14 protein-coding genes are annotated in these 18,365 nt (G+C 60.1%); 12 read left to right on the forward strand and 2 right to left on the reverse strand.

Going from position 1 to position 18,365, the window contains the following annotated elements:
- Nucleotides 1–59: 59 nt before the first annotated feature.
- Both NSJP_RS13070 and NSJP_RS13075 read right to left on the reverse strand, forming a co-directional pair.
- Nucleotides 60–710 carry a response regulator gene (locus NSJP_RS13070; RefSeq protein ID WP_080887319.1) on the reverse strand — a complete coding sequence of 217 codons (651 nt, stop codon included), beginning with the start codon at nucleotides 708–710 and terminating at the stop codon, nucleotides 60–62.
- Between the two features lie 34 nt (nucleotides 711–744).
- Nucleotides 745–2,235, reverse strand: a complete 1,491-nt coding sequence (locus NSJP_RS13075; RefSeq protein ID WP_080887320.1) for a PAS domain-containing sensor histidine kinase — start codon at nucleotides 2,233–2,235, stop codon at nucleotides 745–747.
- A 454-nt stretch (nucleotides 2,236–2,689) separates the two neighbouring features.
- Here NSJP_RS13075 and NSJP_RS13080 point away from each other — a divergent pair, with 454 nt between their 5' ends.
- The 12 genes from NSJP_RS13080 (at nucleotide 2,690) to NSJP_RS13135 (ending at nucleotide 18,297) form a co-directional block, all read left to right on the forward strand.
- Nucleotides 2,690–4,084: a DUF4403 family protein gene (locus tag NSJP_RS13080; protein ID WP_155970185.1), complete on the forward strand. Its 1,395-nt coding sequence runs from the start codon at nucleotides 2,690–2,692 to the stop codon at nucleotides 4,082–4,084.
- A 59-nt stretch (nucleotides 4,085–4,143) separates the two neighbouring features.
- Nucleotides 4,144–4,542, forward strand: a complete 399-nt coding sequence (locus NSJP_RS13085; RefSeq protein WP_172834334.1) for a SemiSWEET family sugar transporter — start codon at nucleotides 4,144–4,146, stop codon at nucleotides 4,540–4,542.
- Nucleotides 4,543–4,551: 9 nt separating this feature from the next.
- Nucleotides 4,552–6,198 carry a phosphoglucomutase (alpha-D-glucose-1,6-bisphosphate-dependent) gene (pgm, locus tag NSJP_RS13090; RefSeq protein ID WP_080887323.1) on the forward strand — a complete coding sequence of 549 codons (1,647 nt, stop codon included), beginning with the start codon at nucleotides 4,552–4,554 and terminating at the stop codon, nucleotides 6,196–6,198.
- A 68-nt stretch (nucleotides 6,199–6,266) separates the two neighbouring features.
- Nucleotides 6,267–7,907 (forward strand): glucose-6-phosphate isomerase, encoded by a 1,641-nt coding sequence (gene pgi, locus NSJP_RS13095; RefSeq protein WP_080887324.1) that lies wholly within the window; start codon nucleotides 6,267–6,269, stop codon nucleotides 7,905–7,907.
- A 13-nt stretch (nucleotides 7,908–7,920) separates the two neighbouring features.
- Complete coding sequence (locus NSJP_RS13100; protein WP_080887325.1) at nucleotides 7,921–8,892, forward strand: SMP-30/gluconolactonase/LRE family protein; 972 nt, start codon at nucleotides 7,921–7,923, stop codon at nucleotides 8,890–8,892.
- Nucleotides 8,893–8,943: 51 nt separating this feature from the next.
- Nucleotides 8,944–9,993, forward strand: coding sequence for a glucose 1-dehydrogenase (locus tag NSJP_RS13105; RefSeq protein ID WP_080887326.1), 1,050 nt, complete (start codon nucleotides 8,944–8,946; stop codon nucleotides 9,991–9,993).
- A 161-nt stretch (nucleotides 9,994–10,154) separates the two neighbouring features.
- The gene (locus NSJP_RS13110) at nucleotides 10,155–12,908 is read left to right on the forward strand and encodes an MGH1-like glycoside hydrolase domain-containing protein (RefSeq protein ID WP_080887327.1); all 2,754 of its coding nucleotides are present in this window, start codon (nucleotides 10,155–10,157) and stop codon (nucleotides 12,906–12,908) included.
- Between the two features lie 40 nt (nucleotides 12,909–12,948).
- The gene (locus NSJP_RS13115; RefSeq protein WP_080887328.1) at nucleotides 12,949–14,421 is read left to right on the forward strand and encodes an alpha-amylase family glycosyl hydrolase; all 1,473 of its coding nucleotides are present in this window, start codon (nucleotides 12,949–12,951) and stop codon (nucleotides 14,419–14,421) included.
- Nucleotides 14,422–14,436: 15 nt separating this feature from the next.
- Nucleotides 14,437–15,636 (forward strand): hypothetical protein, encoded by a 1,200-nt coding sequence (locus NSJP_RS13120; RefSeq protein WP_080887329.1) that lies wholly within the window; start codon nucleotides 14,437–14,439, stop codon nucleotides 15,634–15,636.
- Nucleotides 15,637–15,653: 17 nt separating this feature from the next.
- Nucleotides 15,654–16,445 (forward strand): hypothetical protein, encoded by a 792-nt coding sequence (locus NSJP_RS13125; RefSeq protein WP_080887330.1) that lies wholly within the window; start codon nucleotides 15,654–15,656, stop codon nucleotides 16,443–16,445.
- 135 nt (nucleotides 16,446–16,580) lie between these two features.
- Nucleotides 16,581–17,297 carry a lipid-binding SYLF domain-containing protein gene (locus NSJP_RS13130; RefSeq protein WP_197685420.1) on the forward strand — a complete coding sequence of 239 codons (717 nt, stop codon included), beginning with the start codon at nucleotides 16,581–16,583 and terminating at the stop codon, nucleotides 17,295–17,297.
- Between the two features lie 58 nt (nucleotides 17,298–17,355).
- Nucleotides 17,356–18,297 carry a hypothetical protein gene (locus tag NSJP_RS13135; protein WP_155970189.1) on the forward strand — a complete coding sequence of 314 codons (942 nt, stop codon included), beginning with the start codon at nucleotides 17,356–17,358 and terminating at the stop codon, nucleotides 18,295–18,297.
- Nucleotides 18,298–18,365: the final 68 nt, after the last annotated feature.

An 18,365-nucleotide genomic window follows, 5' to 3' on the forward strand; every position in this document is an offset into this window, starting at 1 on the left:
GATGTCTATCACCGATGGGCAAGAGAGGAAACTGGCAAAACTGACAGCTAGGGGGGATGCTAATGACGCCGCGGCGACGCGGGGATCAAGCTTTGCTTGACGGCGAATTGGTACAATTCGGCGTTGTTCTTGACCTGAAACTGCTCCATGATCCGATACTTGTGGAAGGCGACGGTTCGGGGAGTGACGTCCAGAATGTTTGCCGCTTCCTTCATGGAATAACCCTCGGCAAGAAGCTGCAGGACTTCACGTTGACGCAGAGTCAAGCGGCTCGGCATCGAACGGCGGCCGGGCTCGATGTAGGCTTGGACGATCTTGCCGGTCATACGGGACCCGATGTACGTCTTGTCTTCCATCGCCGCGCGGATGGCGCCGGATAATTCCGAGGCGGCCGAGCTCTTCAGCAGATACCCCGAGGCGCCGATGCGGAACGCCTCCGCCGTCAGGTCCGCATCCTCATTCATGGTAAGGAAGACGAGCTTGATCTCCGGCATCATGGCTTTTAACTGCCGCCCGGCGTCCAGGCCGTTGAGCAACGGCATGCCGATGTCGAGCACCACCACGTCCGGACGAAGTCCTCGCGCCATGAGCAGCAGGGTGCGGCCGTCGGCCGCCGACCCTACGACGTCACACTCCGCTTCCAGCAATTTGGTGCAGGCCTCGACGAGGAGGCGGTGATCGTCGGCGAAGAGAACTCGTGGCCGCTGCATGGCCCGTTCCTTTCCCTCAACTGCCGCTGAACGGTTAAATCGTGATCTGGACCACGATTCTGGTTCCCCGGGACGGGAAGGACTCGATCGAAATCCGGCCGCCGATCGTCCTCACCCGCTCCTGCATGCTGATCAGTCCCAATCGTCCCTTGGCCGACGCTGCCCGAAGATCGAATCCTGCTCCGGCGTCCGACACACACAGGTGCAAGGCGCCCCGGTCCCCGATCAACTCCAGCTTGCCGCTCTCCACTCCGCTATGCTTCACGAGATTGCTCAGCGCCTCCTGCGCGACCCGGAAGAGACAGAGCGCAGCTTCCTTGGGAATCGCGCGGGGAACGTCCCGGTGCAGACAGTCGATCCGCACGGCATGCTGTTCGGACAGCTCGCGGCAGAGGCCGTTGATGGCCGCCACCAGGCCCAGGTGCTCGAGCTTGGCCGGATGGAGGCGGTGCGACAGACGATGAATGTCCGAGGCGAGTTCCTGTGTCAACGTGTGGAGGCTTTCGACCTGCGCTTCCGGCTCGGCGCCGGGCGAAAAATCAAGCCGTTGCAGGCCGATGGCCAGCAGCGCCAACCGCTGGTTCAAATTATCATGCAATTCCCTGGCGATGCGTCGGCGCTCCTCCTCCTGGACGCCCAGAAGCCGACCGGTCATCTCCTTGAGCGATGTTTCGGCCCGCTTGTAATCCGTGATGTCGATCATGATGCCGATCAATTCCTTCGTATGGCCGCCCTCTGTGATCACGTGAATCGAGCTATGCAGCCAAACGGTGTCCCCTGCGGCCGTCAGCATTCGATAATCCAAGGTCCGATGCCGTTTCCCCTCTACCGAGCGACGGCAAGAAGCCAGGACTCGTAACTGATCGTCGGGATGCAGATGGGAAGCCAGGAAGTTCTGCCGATACCATTGTTCGCGAGGATACCCGAGGATGGCTTCCGTCTGCTTACTGACGAAAGTGAACCGAAGCGAGGCCGGCTCGGCTTTCCAGACGATCGCTCCCAAGGACTCGATCAGCGATCCGTATTGTCTGTCCGTTAATTTTTGCGACGTGACGTCGAGATGGGTGATCACCGCTCCGCCTTCCTTGCGCCGGAGCGGCACGGCGGTCAACAAGAACCATTGCGGCCCGGTGGGTGAAGACCACATGTACTCGAATTCGAACGAGGGCGAGATTCCCGAGAGGACGTTCCTGACGCCGGCAAGGATCTGCGCGTCCTGGTGTGAGCCTGCCTGCGCGGCTTCGTGCCACCGATCAAGGCAATTGATCCCTGTTTCTGCGGCGGCATGGGAGCAGTCTGCATTGGAGCGGCTGAATTCCCGCCAGGCGTCGTTGGACGCGACGATGGTGCCCCGGCTGTCCAAGACGGCCAGGCGTTGCCCGAGACTGTCGAGGATCGTCGAAGCCCATTCGTTCTGATTGTCGCGACAGGTATCGGGCTGCGGACCTGATTGAGCGGGAGAAAAGCCCGCCGCACGATTTGCAGACAGGTCTGCCTGTTGTCGGCGATATGCGGTGACACCCATGGATCAACCCCGTTCCCTCGCCGAAGCCTCCTGTGGACGGAGGCGTGATATCAGGGAACTGTGGTGCCAAGCATGACCAACTCGTCTAGGGCAGTCAATAGTGAACCGGCGGGCGGCATTCTTTTAACAGAAACGTAACGACGGCAGGATTTGTGCCAGGAGTCGTTCCGTATTATCATACCTGTCAGATTTGACAGTAGGCCGCCGCCGGATGCCCCTGTATAAGTAGTCAAATAATGTTATAAATTTGGCTCTTGTCGTCTCTGACACAGGAACAATTTGAGCGTTCAGTGGCGGACAGGCTGTTGATCCAGCGAATTGACATGGTTCTAATGGATTGAGTGGAGGGCGGGACTTGACACTACAGGAGAATTTTACCGACATCGTGCGTCTCTGTCGGCGACGAAAAGATATCGCATGCGGCTGGCCACTGGCCGTAACGGCTGCCGTGCTCATGACGATTGTATGTGTGCAGCCGGCCGGCGCCGACGACTACCTCGACATTCCGAAGCCGACGGATCGGCTTGCACCGCCCCCGGCGCCGCCGAATGTCGAGCCGTCGGTCCTGTCCATCCCCGCCAAAGTTTCGCTTCAAGAATTGCTCGTCATTGCGGCGGACTCCTTCCCCGAGGTCATGGAAAACGAAGGGGCATGGCACGAGGGGCCGCCGATCGCAGGACAACCCCCATTCCAGTGGCAATACCGGCTCCATCGCGGACCGGTGCAGGTACAGATCAACAACAATCATTTAGAAGCCGTGTTTCCCGACATCCGCTATCGGGTGGCGGTGCGGGCCGTCAAACCGGGCGGAGAGATCGAAGACTCCATCTGCGGATACAAACCGGATGAACCCCGACACATGAGCATCACGGTTCGGTCGAACCTGCAATGGGCCGACGATTGGACGGTGCGTTCGACGACCGCGTTCGATGAGCCGGTCTTTCCCGACCCCTGTGCGTCGACGGCTGCGGGCGCCGACGTCAGTACAATCGTCAAGGCGGCGGTGCATTCGCGGCTTCCGGTATTGGGCAAAAAGATCGATGAGCGGATCCAGGAAGGCAGCCAGCGGCGCCGTGGGGTGGAAAAGGCCTGGCGAACGCTCTTGACGCCGACCGAGCTGGCGCCTGAGCTGTGGCTGAATCTTCGACCGGGAACGATCCAGGCCGGACCGATCATGGGAAACAACGAACAGCAGGTCGTGGCTTCGCTCAACCTGCTGCTGGAGCCGGTCGTGACGACCGGGTCGATGCCGCCCGTTCAGGAGCGGCCCCTGCCTCCGCTCCAATTGACTTCCGGCGGGCAGGACGGGTTCCATCTGGCGATCCCGGTGATGGTGGACTATGACTGGATCAATGTCAGGCTGCGCCGGCAGCTCGTGGGGCAGGAGATACCGATGTCCATCGGCGATCCGATCTTCATCACGTCTGCTCGGCTGTACGGGAGCGGCTCGCAGCTGATTCTCGCCATGGGCGTGAGGGGAAGCGTGAAGGGCACGTTGTACGCCGGTGGGAAACCCGTGATCGATCCCGTGACGCACATCCTCAGATTCGACGGCTTCGACTTCACCATGGATACGCGGAACATCCTGGTCCGCACCGCCAATTGGTTATTGCGGGACAACATCCTCGACACCATCGAACCGCAGACTAGGATCGATCTCTCAGGGCAGATGGCCTCGATGCGTCAGGCATTGGACAAGGCCTTGCATCGGGAAGTGCTGCCCGGTGCCTGGATCAACGGAGCCGTCTCCAAACTCGAGCCGAAAGGCATTTATCCGATCGAAGGAGGCGTGGAAGCACAGGTCGTTGCCGATGGAACGATCGAACTCCTGTTGCCGCCGGCTCGATGAGCCGTTGTGGCAATAGCGGAGGTCTGGTACTCTTCGCCTCTCACGCAGGAGGCTTCTCCGTGAACGTCTCGAACCTCTTCTCTGTCCTCTTGGCAACGGCGTACGTCTTCTCGGCGTCGACGGGTTTGGCCGGTGAGGATCTGGAAGCGGAGGTCGAGGCCCTGGCCACTTCGGCGATCACGATGAAGGAAGTGATCGGTTTCGTCGCGGGATTCGGCACCACCTTTGCGGCGGTCCCGGATCTGGTCGTGATGTTCAAACGCCGCTCGACGGTCGGAATGAATCCGACCATGGCGGCCATCATGGGGACGTTTCAGTTCGTCTGGGTATATTACGGGTTCCTGATCGCCTCGAGACCGGTCATCATCTGGAACGTGGTCGCGGTTGTGATCAATTTCATCATGGTCGGAGCCTATTACCATTTTCTCCGGGGCGAACGGGCTCAAGCCAAACAGTGACGGACGCGCATGGGACTCTCTCCATTGGCCGGCAAGCCGGCCCCGGGCGACATGTTGATCGACATGGCCGCCCTACAACGGGACTATGAAACGCGAAGACCCGAGGTCGACGACGGCAACCAACTGGTAAGTTTCGGTACCAGCGGCCATCGCGGCTCGCCTTTGCGAGGGTCCTTCACCGAAGCCCACATTCTCGCCATCACCCAAGCCATTTGCGAATACCGGCTGCGGCAGGGAACGGACGGGCCGCTCTTCATGGGGAAGGACACCCACGCCCTGTCGCGACCTGCCGAACGCACCGCGTTGGAGGTCCTGGCGGCCAATGGGATCGATACCATCATTCAGTCGAAGGACGGAGTGACCCCGACTCCGGTCGTGTCGCGGGCTATTCTCTCCTATAACCGGAACCGCTCGGCTGGTTTCGCCGACGGGATCGTCGTCACGCCGTCGCACAATCCGCCGGAGGACGGCGGATTCAAATACAATCCTCCCACCGGCGGTCCCGCCGACACGGACGTCACGGCGTGGATTCAGAACCGCGCCAATGCCTTGCTTCGGGCCGGCAACGCGGAGGTGAAGCGTATTTCCTACGAGCGGGCGATCAAGGCGCCGACGACGCATCAGGAGGATTTCATTCTCCCGTATGTCAGAGATCTGACCCACGTCCTCGACATGGAGGCGATCCGTGGAGCCGGAATCCGCATCGGTGTGGATCCTCTCGGTGGGGCTGGGGCTCCGTATTGGGAACCGATCGGTGCGCTCTACAAGTTGGACCTGAGTATCGTGAACCCGACGATCGACCCGACGTTCGGCTTCATGAGGGTGGATCATGACGGCAGGATCAGAATGGACTGTTCGAGTCCGTATGCGATGGCGGGTCTGGTCGGTCTGAAAGATCGCTACGGCATCGCATTCGCGAATGATCCGGACTCGGACCGTCATGGAATCGTGACGCCGACGGCCGGCTTGCTGAATCCCAATCATTACCTGGCGGTGGCGATTCAATATCTGCTGACCCATCGACCTCTCTGGAACCCGCAGGCCGGCGTGGGCAAGACGCTGGTCAGCAGCAGCCTGATCGACCGGGTGACCAAACGGTTGGGCCGGCGTCTGTATGAAACACCGGTCGGCTTCAAATGGTTCGTCGCGGGGTTGTTCGACGGATCCTGCTGTTTCGGAGGCGAAGAAAGCGCCGGCGCGAGCTTCCTCAGGAAAGACGGGACCGTGTGGACGACGGACAAGGACGGCCTCATCATGAATTTGCTCGCCGCCGAAATGACGGCGCGTGCCGGCCGGGATCCGGGGGAACTCTACCGGGAGTTGACGAACGAATGTGGGGCTCCGAGCTATACGAGGATCGATGCGCCGGCGACACCGGAACAGAAGAACAGGCTGGGCAGGCTCTCGCCGGATGCGGTGACGGCGACGACCTTGGCCGGTGAACCGATCATCGCGAAGCTGACGAGGGCGCCGGGCAACGACGCTCCGATCGGAGGGCTCAAGGTCGTTGCCGAGAACGGATGGTTCGCCGCTCGCCCGTCGGGAACCGAGCACATCTACAAAATCTACGCCGAAAGTTTTCTCGACGACCGTCATCTCGGCAGAATCGTGACCGAAGCCCAACAAATCGTGAACGAGGCGTTGGCAGCGGCCTGATTCGGACGAAGGGCCGAATGGGATGGATTCGGCGAAATCATCATGGATAGAGAGGGAGAATCGGCGTCATGGCGAACACGATTCCATCGTTGACTTCCCGTCCGGCTTGGAAGGCACTCGAGGCGCATTATCAGACGCTCCGCGATGTTCATCTCCGGAGGTTGTTTGCGGATGATCCCGGACGGGGCGAGAGTCTGACGGCCGAGGCGGTCGGGGTAGTGCTCGACTATTCGAAGAACCGTATCACCGGCGATACCCTTGATCTGCTGGTCCGGCTGGCGGAGGACTGCGGGTTGCGCGGGAGAATCGACGCCATGTTCCGCGGCGAACGGATCAACGAAACCGAAGGCCGCGCCGTCCTGCATGTCGCCTTGCGCATGCCGAAAGGCTCCTCCGTCGAGTTGGACGGAGTGAACGTCGTGACACAGGTTCATACCGTGCTGGATCGGATGGCCGAGTTTTGCACCAAGGTCCGGAGCGGCGCGTGGAAGGGGCATACGGGAAAACGCATCCGCGCCGTCGTCAACGTCGGCATCGGCGGCTCAGACCTGGGCCCGGTAATGGCCTATGAGGCGCTCCGGCACTACAGCGACCGGAACATGATCTTCCGCTTCGTCTCCAATATCGACGGCACGGACTTCGTCGAGGCCGTGCGTGATTTGAATCCCGCCGAGACGCTCTTCATCATTTCCTCCAAGACCTTCACCACGTTGGAAACCATGACCAACGGGCACAGCGCGCGCGAGTGGTTGCTGGCCGGCTTGGGCGGCGACGTGAAAGCCGTCGCGAAACATTGCGTCGCCGTATCGACCAATGCGTCGGAGGTGGCGAAATTTGGCATCGATCCGGCCAACATGTTCGAATTCTGGGATTGGGTCGGAGGACGGTACTCGATGGACTCGGCGATCGGTCTTTCGACGATGCTGGCCGTCGGTCCCGAGCAGTTTCGTTCCATGCTCTCCGGTTTTCATCAAATGGACGAGCATTTCCGCACCGCGCCCTTCCGCCGAAATCTGCCCGCGTTGATGGGTCTCCTGGCGGTCTGGAATGGTGATTTCTTCGGCGCGGACACGGCGGCGGTGCTGCCGTACGATCAGTATTTGAAACGCTTTCCCGCATATCTTCAACAGTTGACGATGGAGAGCAACGGGAAGCACGTGACTCTCGAGGGGGCCAAGACCACGTATCAAACCGGGGCCGTCTTCTGGGGAGAGCCCGGCACCAACGGACAACATTCGTTCTATCAATTGATCCATCAGGGGACGAAGCTGATCCCCTGTGATTTCATTGCGTGCATGAAGCCGCTCAATCCGCTGGGCCGACACCACGATCTCCTGATCGCAAATGTCTTTGCACAGAGCGAGGCGTTGGCATTCGGCAAGACGGCGGAGGAAGTCAGGGGGGAGGGCACGGCCGAGCGGCTCGTGCCTCATCGGGTATTCGAGGGAAACCGGCCGTCCAATACGATTCTGTTGGAGCGGTTGACGCCGGAGGCTCTCGGAAAGCTCGTGGCCCTGTACGAGCACTCCGTCTTCACGCAGGGAGCCGTGTGGGGGATCAATTGCTTCGATCAGTGGGGCGTCGAACTCGGCAAGGCATTGGCCCAGCGCATCGTTCCCGAACTGGAACGGGCGGAGGCGCCGGCGCCCGCCCACGACAGCTCGACCAATCATCTTATCCGGCGCTATCGCGCCGCGAAGACATCATAAGTAGTTCGGAGACATGACGTTTTCGATTCGACCGAACAGTGAGGGGCCGACCGGACGCTTGAATTACCGTGCCGGACGACTCCGAGGCATCACCGCCATCATTTGCGGCTTGGTCCTCTTGGTCGCTCAGGGTGCACTGCGGGCGGAGGACACTGTCCTGGCGCCGGGGGCTACGCTGCAGAAACTGGCCGGCGAGTTCGAATTCACCGAAGGACCGACCTGCGACGCCGAGGGCAGCGTCTTTTTCACCGATCAGCCCAATGATCGAATCATGCGATGGAGCGCGGACGGCGGACTCTCCACCTTTTTGCAGCCGTCCGGCCGAGCCAACGGCATGTATTTCGACTACAAGGGGAACCTCATCGCCTGTGCCGACGAAAGAAATGCGCTCTGGTCCATTGCGCCGGACCGTCAGGTCACGGTCCTCCTCGGCGAGTATCAGGGGAAGCCCCTCAACGGCCCCAACGACGTCTGGGTCCGCGCCGACGGGGCGCTCTATTTTACCGATCCGTTCTATCGCCGCCGCTGGTGGAAGCACGACAAGATGCCGCAGGACGGCCAGCACGTCTACTTTCTCTCCGCCGACCGTCGCCAACTGGTGCGGGTGGCGGACGATCTGCAGCAACCCAACGGCCTCATCGGCACGCCTGACGGAAACACGCTGTATGTCGCGGATATCGGTGCAGGCAAGATCTATCGATACGACATCGCGCCGGATGGGCAGCTCGGCGGCAGGAAGCTGTTCGCCGAGTATGGTTCGGACGGCATGACGTTGGACGAGGAGGGCCATCTCTATCTGACCGGTGAAGGGGTTCGGGTTCTCGACCGCGACGGCCGGCAGATCGAGTACATCGATGTGCCGGGAGAAGCCTGGACGGCGAACGTCAGCTTCTGCGGCAGGAACAGGCGCACCCTGTTCATCACGGCCAGCAAGGGACTCTATGGGATCAAACTGCGGGTCGGTGGGGCGAACGGGGCGAAGTGACGGGAGGGCGACGGTGAGCCGCGGGAACGGTCATGGTAACAGGGAGCGGAGATGAAGGCGGTCACCGTCGAACCATCGAAACCGGATTCCGCCCGGTTGCAGGACGTGCCGGAACCGGATGCGGGGACCGGCTCCGTGCTGGTGGAAGCCATTGCGGTGGGAATATGCGGCACCGATCAGGAAATCGTCCAGGGACACTATGGCTGGGCGCCAAGCGGCGAGCGCCATTTGATTCTGGGCCACGAATCGCTGGGACGGGTCTTGGATCCCGGGCCGATCGGATCGTTGAAGGAGGGCGACTTGGTGGTCGGGATCGTTCGCCGGCCCGACCCTGTGCCTTGTCCCAACTGCGCCGCGGGAGAATGGGACATGTGCCGCAACGGCCGATACACCGAGCGCGGGATCAAAGAGATGCACGGGTTCATGTCCGAGCGCTGGAGAATCGAGCCGGATTTTGCCATGAAGATCGATCAATCGCTGGGCCTCCTCGGGGTCCTGCTCGAACCGACCACAGTCGTCACCAAGGCTTGGGAACAGGTGATGGCGGTGGGGAGCCGGGCGTTCTGGGAGCCCTGGTGCGTACTGGTGACCGGAGCCGGTCCGATCGGCTTGCTGGCCGCATTGCTCGGCAAGCAGCACGGATTTGAAGTCCACGTCCTGGACCGCGCGACATCGGGACCCAAGCCGGATCTGGTCCAGAGCCTCGGTGCCGGGTATCACACGGGAAGCGTCCTCGAGTTGGACTTCGAACCGGACATCATCATCGAGTGCACGGGCGACGGCCGGATCGTGTCCGATTCCATCCGCGCGGTGAAAGCCGGCGGAGTGCTCGGACTGACCGGCGTCGGTGGGGGCGAACAGATGGACGGTTCCTTCGGGGCCGACCTCGCCACCGAGGCGGTGTTGGGCAACAAGGTGATCGTCGGCTGCGTGAATGCCAACAAGCGTCATTGGTACAAGGCCAGCCGTGCGCTCGCCCGGGCGGATCGGTCCTGGCTCGCGCGGCTGGTTACGAGGCGCGAGGCGCCGGAGAATTTTTCCCGCGCACTGGAAAAAGAATCGACCGACGTGAAGGTCGTGGTGCAATTTGCGGACATCTAATCGTGATTGTCCTGTCCGGTCCGTCTGCAGTCCTGCGGCGGCACCGGAGGCAATCGAGGTCGACGGAGGACCATTGGAACATGAGTGAGACTAAATCACGGGGCGCTGCAAAGAAAAGTGCCGTACAAAAGGATGTCCCGCAATCGGAAGAGCAGAAGTCCATGACGCGCGAGCATGAACGGCTCGAAGAGGCGCGCATGCACAAGCTGGCCTGGAAGAAGTGGGGGCCCTATTTGAGCGAACGGCAATGGGGCACGGTACGGGAGGACTACAGCGAGTCTGGCAATGCCTGGGATTATTTTACGCATGATCAGGCCCGGTCGCGTGCGTATCGATGGGGTGAAGACGGACTGGCTGGAATCTCCGACGACAAGCAGCAGCTCTGCTTCGCGTTGGCGCTCTGGAACGGAGAAGATCCGATCCTCAAGGAGCGCTTGTTCGGCCTGACCAACAGCGAAGGAAACCACGGTGAGGACGTCAAGGAATACTATTTCTATCTCGACAGCACCCCGACGCATTCCTATATGAAGTATCTCTACAAATATCCCCAAGCGGCCTATCCCTATGCTGATTTGGTTCAGACCAACAAGTCCCGTACCCGCCATGAAATGGAGTATGAACTGATCGACACCGGGGTTTTCGACGACGACCGGTACTTCGACGTATTGGTGGAGTATGCCAAGGAAACTCCCGACGATATCCTGATCAAGATCAGCGTCAGCAATCGGGGCAAAGAGGCGGCGAGCCTGCACGTGCTGCCGACCCTTTGGTTCCGCAACACCTGGTCATGGTCCAAGGGAGCGGTGAAGCCGGGCATCGAGCAGGTCACCGGGGCCAAGGGCCTGACTGTCGCCATGGCGTCGCACGAGGGCCTGAGTAAGCGCTATCTGACCTGCGAAGGGGATATCCCGCTGCTGTTCACCGAAAACGAAAGCAACATGCAGCGCCTGTTCAATAAATCCAGCGCGAGCGCGTATGTGAAGGATGGGATCGGCGAATATGTCGTGAACGGCCAGCAGGCGGCGGTCAATCCATATCGAACCGGGACCAAAACGGCCGCGGACTATCAACTGCGTGTCAAAGGCGGAGAAACCAAGGTCGTTCGCCTGCGGCTCAGCCACGCCGCCCCTCCGGAGGACAGCGCTTCCGTGAGATCTTTTGCAACCGGATTTGAGAAAGTGATGGGGGAGCGCCTGCGGGAGGCGGACGAGTTCTATGCATCCATTACTCCTCCCTCGCTCAACAAGGAAGAAGCTCTGGTGATGCGCCAATCCTTGGCGGGCATGCTCTGGACCAAGCAATACTATTACTTTGATCTGGACAAATGGCTTGAAGAGCACGGTGCCGACCCCTTGTCACCGGCCAAATCGCCCAATCTCAGAAATCGGCATTGGTATCACATGCTCAACGACGATGTGATCTCGATGCCGGACAAGTGGGAATACCCGTGGTATGCCGCGTGGGATCTGGCCTTTCACTGCGTCGCCCTCACCGCCGTGGATCCGGATTTCGCCAAAGAGCAGCTCGAGTTGATGCTCCATGACATGTACATCCATCCGAATGGACAGGTGCCCGCGTATGAATGGAATTTCGGCGATGTCAATCCGCCGGTGCATGCCTGGGCCACGTGGTTCGTCTATCAGGCCGACAAACAACGACACGGCGAAGGAGACGTGGAGTTCTTGAAAAATGGATTCCAAAAGCTCCTTCTGAATTTTACCTGGTGGGTCAACCGGAAAGATCCTACCGGACGAAACGTGTTCGAGGGAGGCTTTCTCGGATTGGACAACATCGGTGTGTTTGACAGAAGCGCGCCGTTGCCCACCGGGGGTTGCCTGGAACAGGCCGATGGCACGGCCTGGATGGCCCTTTTTTCACAGAACATGCTGGATATCGCGGTGGAGTTGGCCAAACACGATCCCGTGTACGAGGAAATGGCACTCAAGTTTCTGCAGCACTTTCTGTGGATCGCCGCCGCCATGGATCGGATCGGCGAGCATCACGACGAGATGTGGGATGAGGAGGACGGCTTCTTCTATGACCTCCTTCGGCTTCCCGACGGCCATGCAACCAGGTTGAAAGTGCGTTCGATGGTGGGATTGCTTCCGCTGTGCGCTTCGACGGTGTTCGAGATGGATATCGAAGAGAGGCATCCGGATCTTTTGGGGCGAGCCCGGGAGTTTCTGCGCCGTCATCCTGAGCTCATGGCCACCATCGCTCCCCCGAACAAACCCGGCGCTCACAATCGCAGGCTCCTATCCATTCTGGACGAAACCAAGTTGCGGCGAGTGCTGTCGACGATGCTGGACGAGAGCGAGTTCCTCAGTCCGTTCGGCATCCGCTCGCTTTCGCGTTACCACCTCGACCAGCCCTATATCTTCAAGGTTCACGGCGAGGAGTATCGCGTCTCGTATCTTCCGGCCGAGTCCGATACCGGGATGTTCGGAGGCAACTCCAACTGGCGCGGGCCCGTGTGGATGCCGGTCAATGTCCTGATTATCAGGGCGCTGCTGAATCTGTATGCGTATTACGGAAATGATTTTACGGTGGAATGTCCGACCGGTTCCGGCAAGCGAATGAATTTGTTCGAAGTGAGCCGAGAAATTACACTCCGGTTGAGCCGCATCTTTGTGCCCGATGAGACGGGCCGGAGGCCGGTATTCGGCGGCAACGAGAAATTTCAGAGCGACCCATTCTGGCGCGATTGTATCCCGTTCTATGAGTATTTCCACGGCGACGACGGCGCGGGTCTTGGCGCAAGCCATCAGACGGGATGGACCGGCCTGATCGGACGCTTGCTCCAAATCCATGGAGCGGTCAACGCGGAAAGCATCCTCGAGCACGGAAAATTTGGCACCTCCAAACGGATCGGCGGTTTGGCCCAGGGGCGGAAGAAATCCGGTTCGAAGACATGATCAGACCGGCGACCTCACTCGTGATCGAAGGGAGACGACGATGAAAGGCGGCTGGCCGAAGCGACCGGTCATCTATGAAATCAACACCTGGGTGTGGCTCTACGAACTCAGCCGAAAGTACGGCAAGACCGTGACGCTGGCGACGGTGCCCGATGCGGAATGGGACGCCATCGGGGCCTATGGGTTCGATGCGGTGTGGTTCATGGGCGTATGGGAACGCAGTCCGGCGGGAATCGCAATCTCCATGAAGAATAACGGGCTCCTGGAGGATTTCCGCCGAGCCCTGCCTGATTTTGCCCCGCAAGACAACGTCGGGTCACCCTATTGTGTGCGTCGCTACGTCGTGGATGCCCAGCTGGGAGGACCGCAGGGACTGGCTTCCGCCAGAAAGAAACTGGCCGCCCGCGGCCTTCGGCTGATTCTGGACTTCGTGCCGAATCATGTGGCGCCGGATCATCCGTGGGTGAACGACCATCCGGAGTATTTCATCCAGGGGACGGACGACGATGCAGCCCGGCAGCCCGACGACTTCATCCGCGTCGGGGGCAGAGTGCTGGCCTGCGGGCGGGATCCTTACTTCCCCGCCTGGCCGGACGTGTTGCAACTGAATGCCTTCGCCCCCGGCTTGCGCACGGCCGCCATCGACACCGTCGATTCGATCGCCGATCAATGCGACGGTATGCGATGCGACATGGCCATGCTCCTCATGAATCCGATCTTCGAACGGACCTGGGGCGCGCGGGCCGGGGTCAAGCCGGCGACGGACTATTGGCCCGAAGTGATCTCGGCGGTCCGGAAGCGTCATGCACAGGTCCTCTTCATCGCCGAAGCCTATTGGGATTTGGAGTGGGACCTCCAACAGCAGGGGTTCGACTACTGCTACGACAAGCGGCTCTATGATCGATTGGAGCACAACGCGGCCGAGACGGTGCGGTTGCATCTCTGCGCCGATCTGCCCTATCAGGAGCGGCTCGTCCGCTTCATCGAGAATCACGATGAGCCGAGGGCATCGGCGGCGTTCGAGGCCGGCAGGGTGGCGGCGGCTGCCTTGACGGCGGCCGCCCTGCCTGGAGCCAAGCTCTTTCACGAAGGACAGTTCGAGGGCCGTCGGGTGAGGCTGCCGGTATTTCTGCGCCGCCGGCTGGACGAGCCGGCCGACGAAAGGTTGCGGAGCTTTTACCGGACGCTCTTGCGATTTCTGGGGACGGACGATCTGAGGAGCGGGGAGTGGTCACTGTGCGAGCGCCGGGGATGGCCGGACAACCAGACGTTCATGAATCTCCTGGCCTGGTGCTGGCGTAAAGGCGACAAGCGGCACCTGATCGCCGCCAATCTTTCGCCGGCCGATGCGCAGGCAGAAGTGATGCTGCCGTGGAACGATCTCGGGGGACGCTCCTGGAGACTCGCCGACGTCATCAGCGGAGAGGTGTTCGATCGTCAGGGCGATCAGTTGACCAAGAGCGGACTGTATGTCGATCTGGATCCATGGAAATTTCACGTGTTGAAATTCTGAGGAATTCGCCGCCCGATGCCGCGCGTTGAGTCTTCCAGCCCTGATTCATGTCCCCCGTACACCTTGTTCGACGACGGGCCGGCCTACCGAATCGAAGAAAAGCTCGGCCTGCTCCAGGATGGTCGGCGGCGGATGGGGCGTCGCGTGCTCTTTGCCCTGCTCGTCGCGTGGCTGCCGATGCTGCTGTTGGCGGCCGTGCAGGGTTTGGCCATGGGACCGACGCGCCTGGAATCGTTTCTGATGGACTTCATCATCAACGTGCGGTTTCTGATCACCGTGCCGGTCTTGCTCGTCGGAGAATCGATTTGCGAGGAACAGCTTCGAACCGTGGTCCGGCAGTTTCTCGACGCCCATCTCGTGAAAGTAGAGATCCGAGCCCGGTTCGACGCGATCGTTCGCAAGGCCGTCGACGTGAGCCGTTCCGGCCTCACGGATGGTCTGCTGGTCGGGGTCGCCTACCTGCACAGTCTCGCCGCCGTCATCGTGTATCTCTATGGTCTTCATCATCCGACGTGGCGCGCTCCAAGCATCGACGGGCATATCACACTCTCGCTTGCGGGATACTGGTATATTCTGGTGGCGTTCCCACTGTATGCGTTTCTCCTGTGGCGATGGCTGTTTCGGATCGGCATGTGGTGGTGGTTTCTTCGGCAGGTGTCGAAGCTGAATGTGCAGATTACGCCGTCCCATCGCGATGGGGTAGGCGGGTTGGGATTCTTGAGCGATTCCGTTCAGGCGTTCGTGCCGTTCGCCTTCGCCGAAGGAGCCCTCGTCGCCGGAACGATGGCGGATTTCGTCATGTACGAGGGGGATTCGCCTTTTCAATACCAATGGCATGTGGTGGGATTCGTCGTCATCATCCTCATCTTGATCGTGGGCCCGCTGTGGGTATTCATGCGTCCTCTATACAAGGCGAAGGAGGAAGCGGCGTTTCGGTACGGAGCATTGGCATCGCGTCAGATTCAACTCGTCGAAGAGCGATGGATTCACGCGGCTCCGAAGCGGGAGGATCTCGACGCGAGCATGCCGGATTTCCGTTCCGTCACCCACTTGGGCCACTCGGTCGCCGCGGTCCGGAACATGTCGATCTTTCCGCTGCAAAAGGACGACGTGATCAAGCTCATCGTCATGGCGTTGCTGCCACTCCTGCCCGTGGCCGTGACCCAGATTCCGATGGGAGAAGTGTTTTCCTTGCTGCTGAAGGTGGTGATCTGATGCATCGGACGACTTCAATGACGATGAACCATTCCGCCTGGCATGCCGGCTTGATAATCCTTCTCCTTTGTCTTACAGGTTGTCCGGGATCGGTCTATCTGTGGGAGGTCAGGACCGAGTCGACGAGGAAGCCTCCTGAGTTCAGTGTCGCGATGTTGAAGCATGAACGGGTCGGCATACTCGAGGCCCTGACGTCGCCCGGGTTGCACGGGAACGAGGTTGGCTTGGCCTTGTCCCTCAAACGCGTCGTCGAGCGAGTCTCTCCCACCATGGTGCTGGTTCCTCCTCTGGAAGCTGCGTCACGCATCAATCGGGCGGGGCTGACCCCCGAATACACCCGCATGAGGATGGATTACGAGCAAAGCAACATTCTCGATCGTGACCCGCTCAAGAAGGTTGGGCAGGCATTGGGTGTGCGCTACGTTCTCCAACCCCGCCTGGCCGCCTTTACGCAGACTCTGTACGATCGTTGGAAGGTGCCGGCCTTGGAGATCAATGTCATTCGTATCCGATCCAGCATCCTCAGACTTAGCCTGCAGATTTGGGATACAGAAACGGGCGATTTGGTTTGGGCTTCGACTGCTGAGGGATCGTTTCAGGAGGAAGCCCTGACCGAGGATCCGGTGTACTTGCGGGAAGCCGGTCGGATCACGTGGGGCAGCATCGTGTCGGACTTCGCGCGCGACCGAACGTCCTCACGCTATTCCCCGACGAATAATCTCGTGGATTCGTTGATCGGGCCTGATGAAATCGATGAAGAACCGCCCAACGAACCGACCGGGACGCCCGCGGCTCCGGCGAAAAAATAGATGGTCTGGCAGCAGTGACATTCCGTTTCATCGATCAATACCGGCTTTACTTTTGTCGGTCGTTCTATTAGGGTTTTGCGCGCTCCGGAAGGGACAGGCAAGAAGGCGATGCGTTTTACCAACAGGAGGTTCGACATGATCACAGATTTACGGAGACTTGGGATGCGGTTCAGAGCGGCGGCGGTTGGAATGGCCGTTTGCGCGGTCCTCGGAGGATATGCCGCGTCTCCGGCCTTGTCAGCGGACGCCCCGGATCAGCAGCAGGTGGTGGACAAAGCCAAAATGACATTGGACTCGTTTGGCGAGGACGAAGGCATGAAGGCCGCTCTCAAAGAGCTGGGGAAGGAGTCCAAGGCACTGTTCATCATTCCACAGTTCATGCGGGGAGCCTTCATTTTCGGCGGTGCCGGCGGCAGCGGCGTATTGATCGTCCGCGACGAAAAGTCCGGCAAGTGGAGCGATCCGGTGTTCTACAACATCGGGTCGGCCAGTTTCGGCCTGCAGATCGGCGCTGATGTATCTGAAATGGTATTGGTCGTGAGAACGCAAAAGGGCTTGGAAGAGTTTTATACAAACGACTTCAAGCTCGGAGCGAACGCCGGTATGGCCGTCGGACCGGTCGGCGCGGGGATCGCCGCCAAGGGGATCAGCGCGGATATCGTCTCGTATGCCAAGAAGAAGGGTGCGTTTGCGGGGATCGCGCTGGATGGCTCGGGGGTGACCGTTTCCAATGATTCGAACAAGGCCTATTATGGACGAGAGGTTCGTCCGACGGATGTGATCGTGAAAAAAGAAGTCGGCAATCCGAAGTCGCTCAAGCTTCGCGAGAGCGCAGAGAAGCTGATGAAATAGGGTGGTGTGCCGCGCGAAGCATCACGGATCGAGAACCCGAGCAGCGATAATCGCGTTTGTGGTGCTGCTCGGGCACCATCCGTCGATCGCCGAAACCGGGATTTCCGATCCCGTATCGGAAACCGAGACGGTCGAGGAACAGTCGGTAGAGAGTGAAGACGAACCGGGCTCCGAACAGGGACCGGTCGATCCCAATGCCCCCGACGGTACGAAACGCAGAACCCGCCTGTTCAAGCGGATCGCCCCCAAAAATCTGACGCCCCAAGAGGAAGAAGAGGCGGAACGGCTGAGAAAGCTGGCTGCCAGGTACGGAACTGATCCCACCGCCATCGTGGGGCGGCTCCAACTATCGAGCCAATATCTTGATCTTCCCCAGAGCACGCATGCGACTGCCACGGTGGCGCGAGTCGATCTCCCGTTTCGGGGCAACTACCTGCTGCGCTTCGACCTGCCTTTTCTGAAGACGGTCGATCCCAGTAGGCCGGGAGCGACCAACCTGCACGGCATGAGCGATCTGGCTATTACGGCGGGCTGGCGCGCATACAATACGCCCGAATATGCCGTGCTGATCGGCGCGGTCACGACCATGCCTACGGCAGCCGAACCGGGATTGGGATTTGGCAAATATACGGTCGGTCCCGCACTTGCCACCGCTCGGTTTCTTCCCCGATGGGACTCATTTCTCATCGGCCTGGTGCAATATCAGACCTCGGTCGGCGGCGATCCGTCCCGGCAAAACGTATCCTTCCTGAATACCACCGCCCAGCTGAATTCATTCTGGGGCAGACATTGGTGGACCATTCTCAACGCCGTGTTGCAGGTCAACTTTGAGCAGAATGCGAAGAGCAGTATGACGGTGGAGTTTGAGGGGGGGCGAAACCTGGTCGGCACGCTCGGGGCCTATGTGCGTCCGGGTGTCGGGATCTGGGGGCGTGACTTGCCGGGAGCCTACATCTGGAATATCGAGATGGGAGTACGCTACATGTTCAAGACGTTCTAGCAGGTTGCTGAAATTGTCCTCCAGCGGTATCTCGCGTCGCTCGCACGCTCGACGTACAGCGGGAGTAC

The organism is Nitrospira japonica (assembly GCF_900169565.1).
In the GTDB taxonomy this organism is placed as follows: Bacteria; Nitrospirota; Nitrospiria; order Nitrospirales; family Nitrospiraceae; genus Nitrospira_C; species Nitrospira_C japonica_A.

Excerpts from the sequence above, each read along its gene's own strand:
- pgi (WP_080887324.1), top strand. The coding sequence starts at position 6,267 with ATGGCGAACACGATTCCATCGTTGACTTCCCGTCCGGCTTGGAAGGCA.
- NSJP_RS13075 (WP_080887320.1), bottom strand. The coding sequence starts at position 2,235 with ATGGGTGTCACCGCATATCGCCGACAACAGGCAGACCTGTCTGCAAAT.
- NSJP_RS13080 (WP_155970185.1), top strand. The coding sequence starts at position 2,690 with ATGACGATTGTATGTGTGCAGCCGGCCGGCGCCGACGACTACCTCGAC.
- NSJP_RS13120 (WP_080887329.1), top strand. The coding sequence starts at position 14,437 with ATGCCGCGCGTTGAGTCTTCCAGCCCTGATTCATGTCCCCCGTACACC.
- NSJP_RS13115 (WP_080887328.1), top strand. The coding sequence starts at position 12,949 with ATGAAAGGCGGCTGGCCGAAGCGACCGGTCATCTATGAAATCAACACC.
- NSJP_RS13100 (WP_080887325.1), top strand. The coding sequence starts at position 7,921 with ATGACGTTTTCGATTCGACCGAACAGTGAGGGGCCGACCGGACGCTTG.
- NSJP_RS13130 (WP_197685420.1), top strand. The coding sequence starts at position 16,581 with ATGATCACAGATTTACGGAGACTTGGGATGCGGTTCAGAGCGGCGGCG.
- NSJP_RS13125 (WP_080887330.1), top strand. The coding sequence starts at position 15,654 with ATGACGATGAACCATTCCGCCTGGCATGCCGGCTTGATAATCCTTCTC.
- pgm (WP_080887323.1), top strand. The coding sequence starts at position 4,552 with ATGGGACTCTCTCCATTGGCCGGCAAGCCGGCCCCGGGCGACATGTTG.
- NSJP_RS13105 (WP_080887326.1), top strand. The coding sequence starts at position 8,944 with ATGAAGGCGGTCACCGTCGAACCATCGAAACCGGATTCCGCCCGGTTG.
- NSJP_RS13110 (WP_080887327.1), top strand. The coding sequence starts at position 10,155 with ATGACGCGCGAGCATGAACGGCTCGAAGAGGCGCGCATGCACAAGCTG.
- NSJP_RS13070 (WP_080887319.1), bottom strand. The coding sequence starts at position 710 with ATGCAGCGGCCACGAGTTCTCTTCGCCGACGATCACCGCCTCCTCGTC.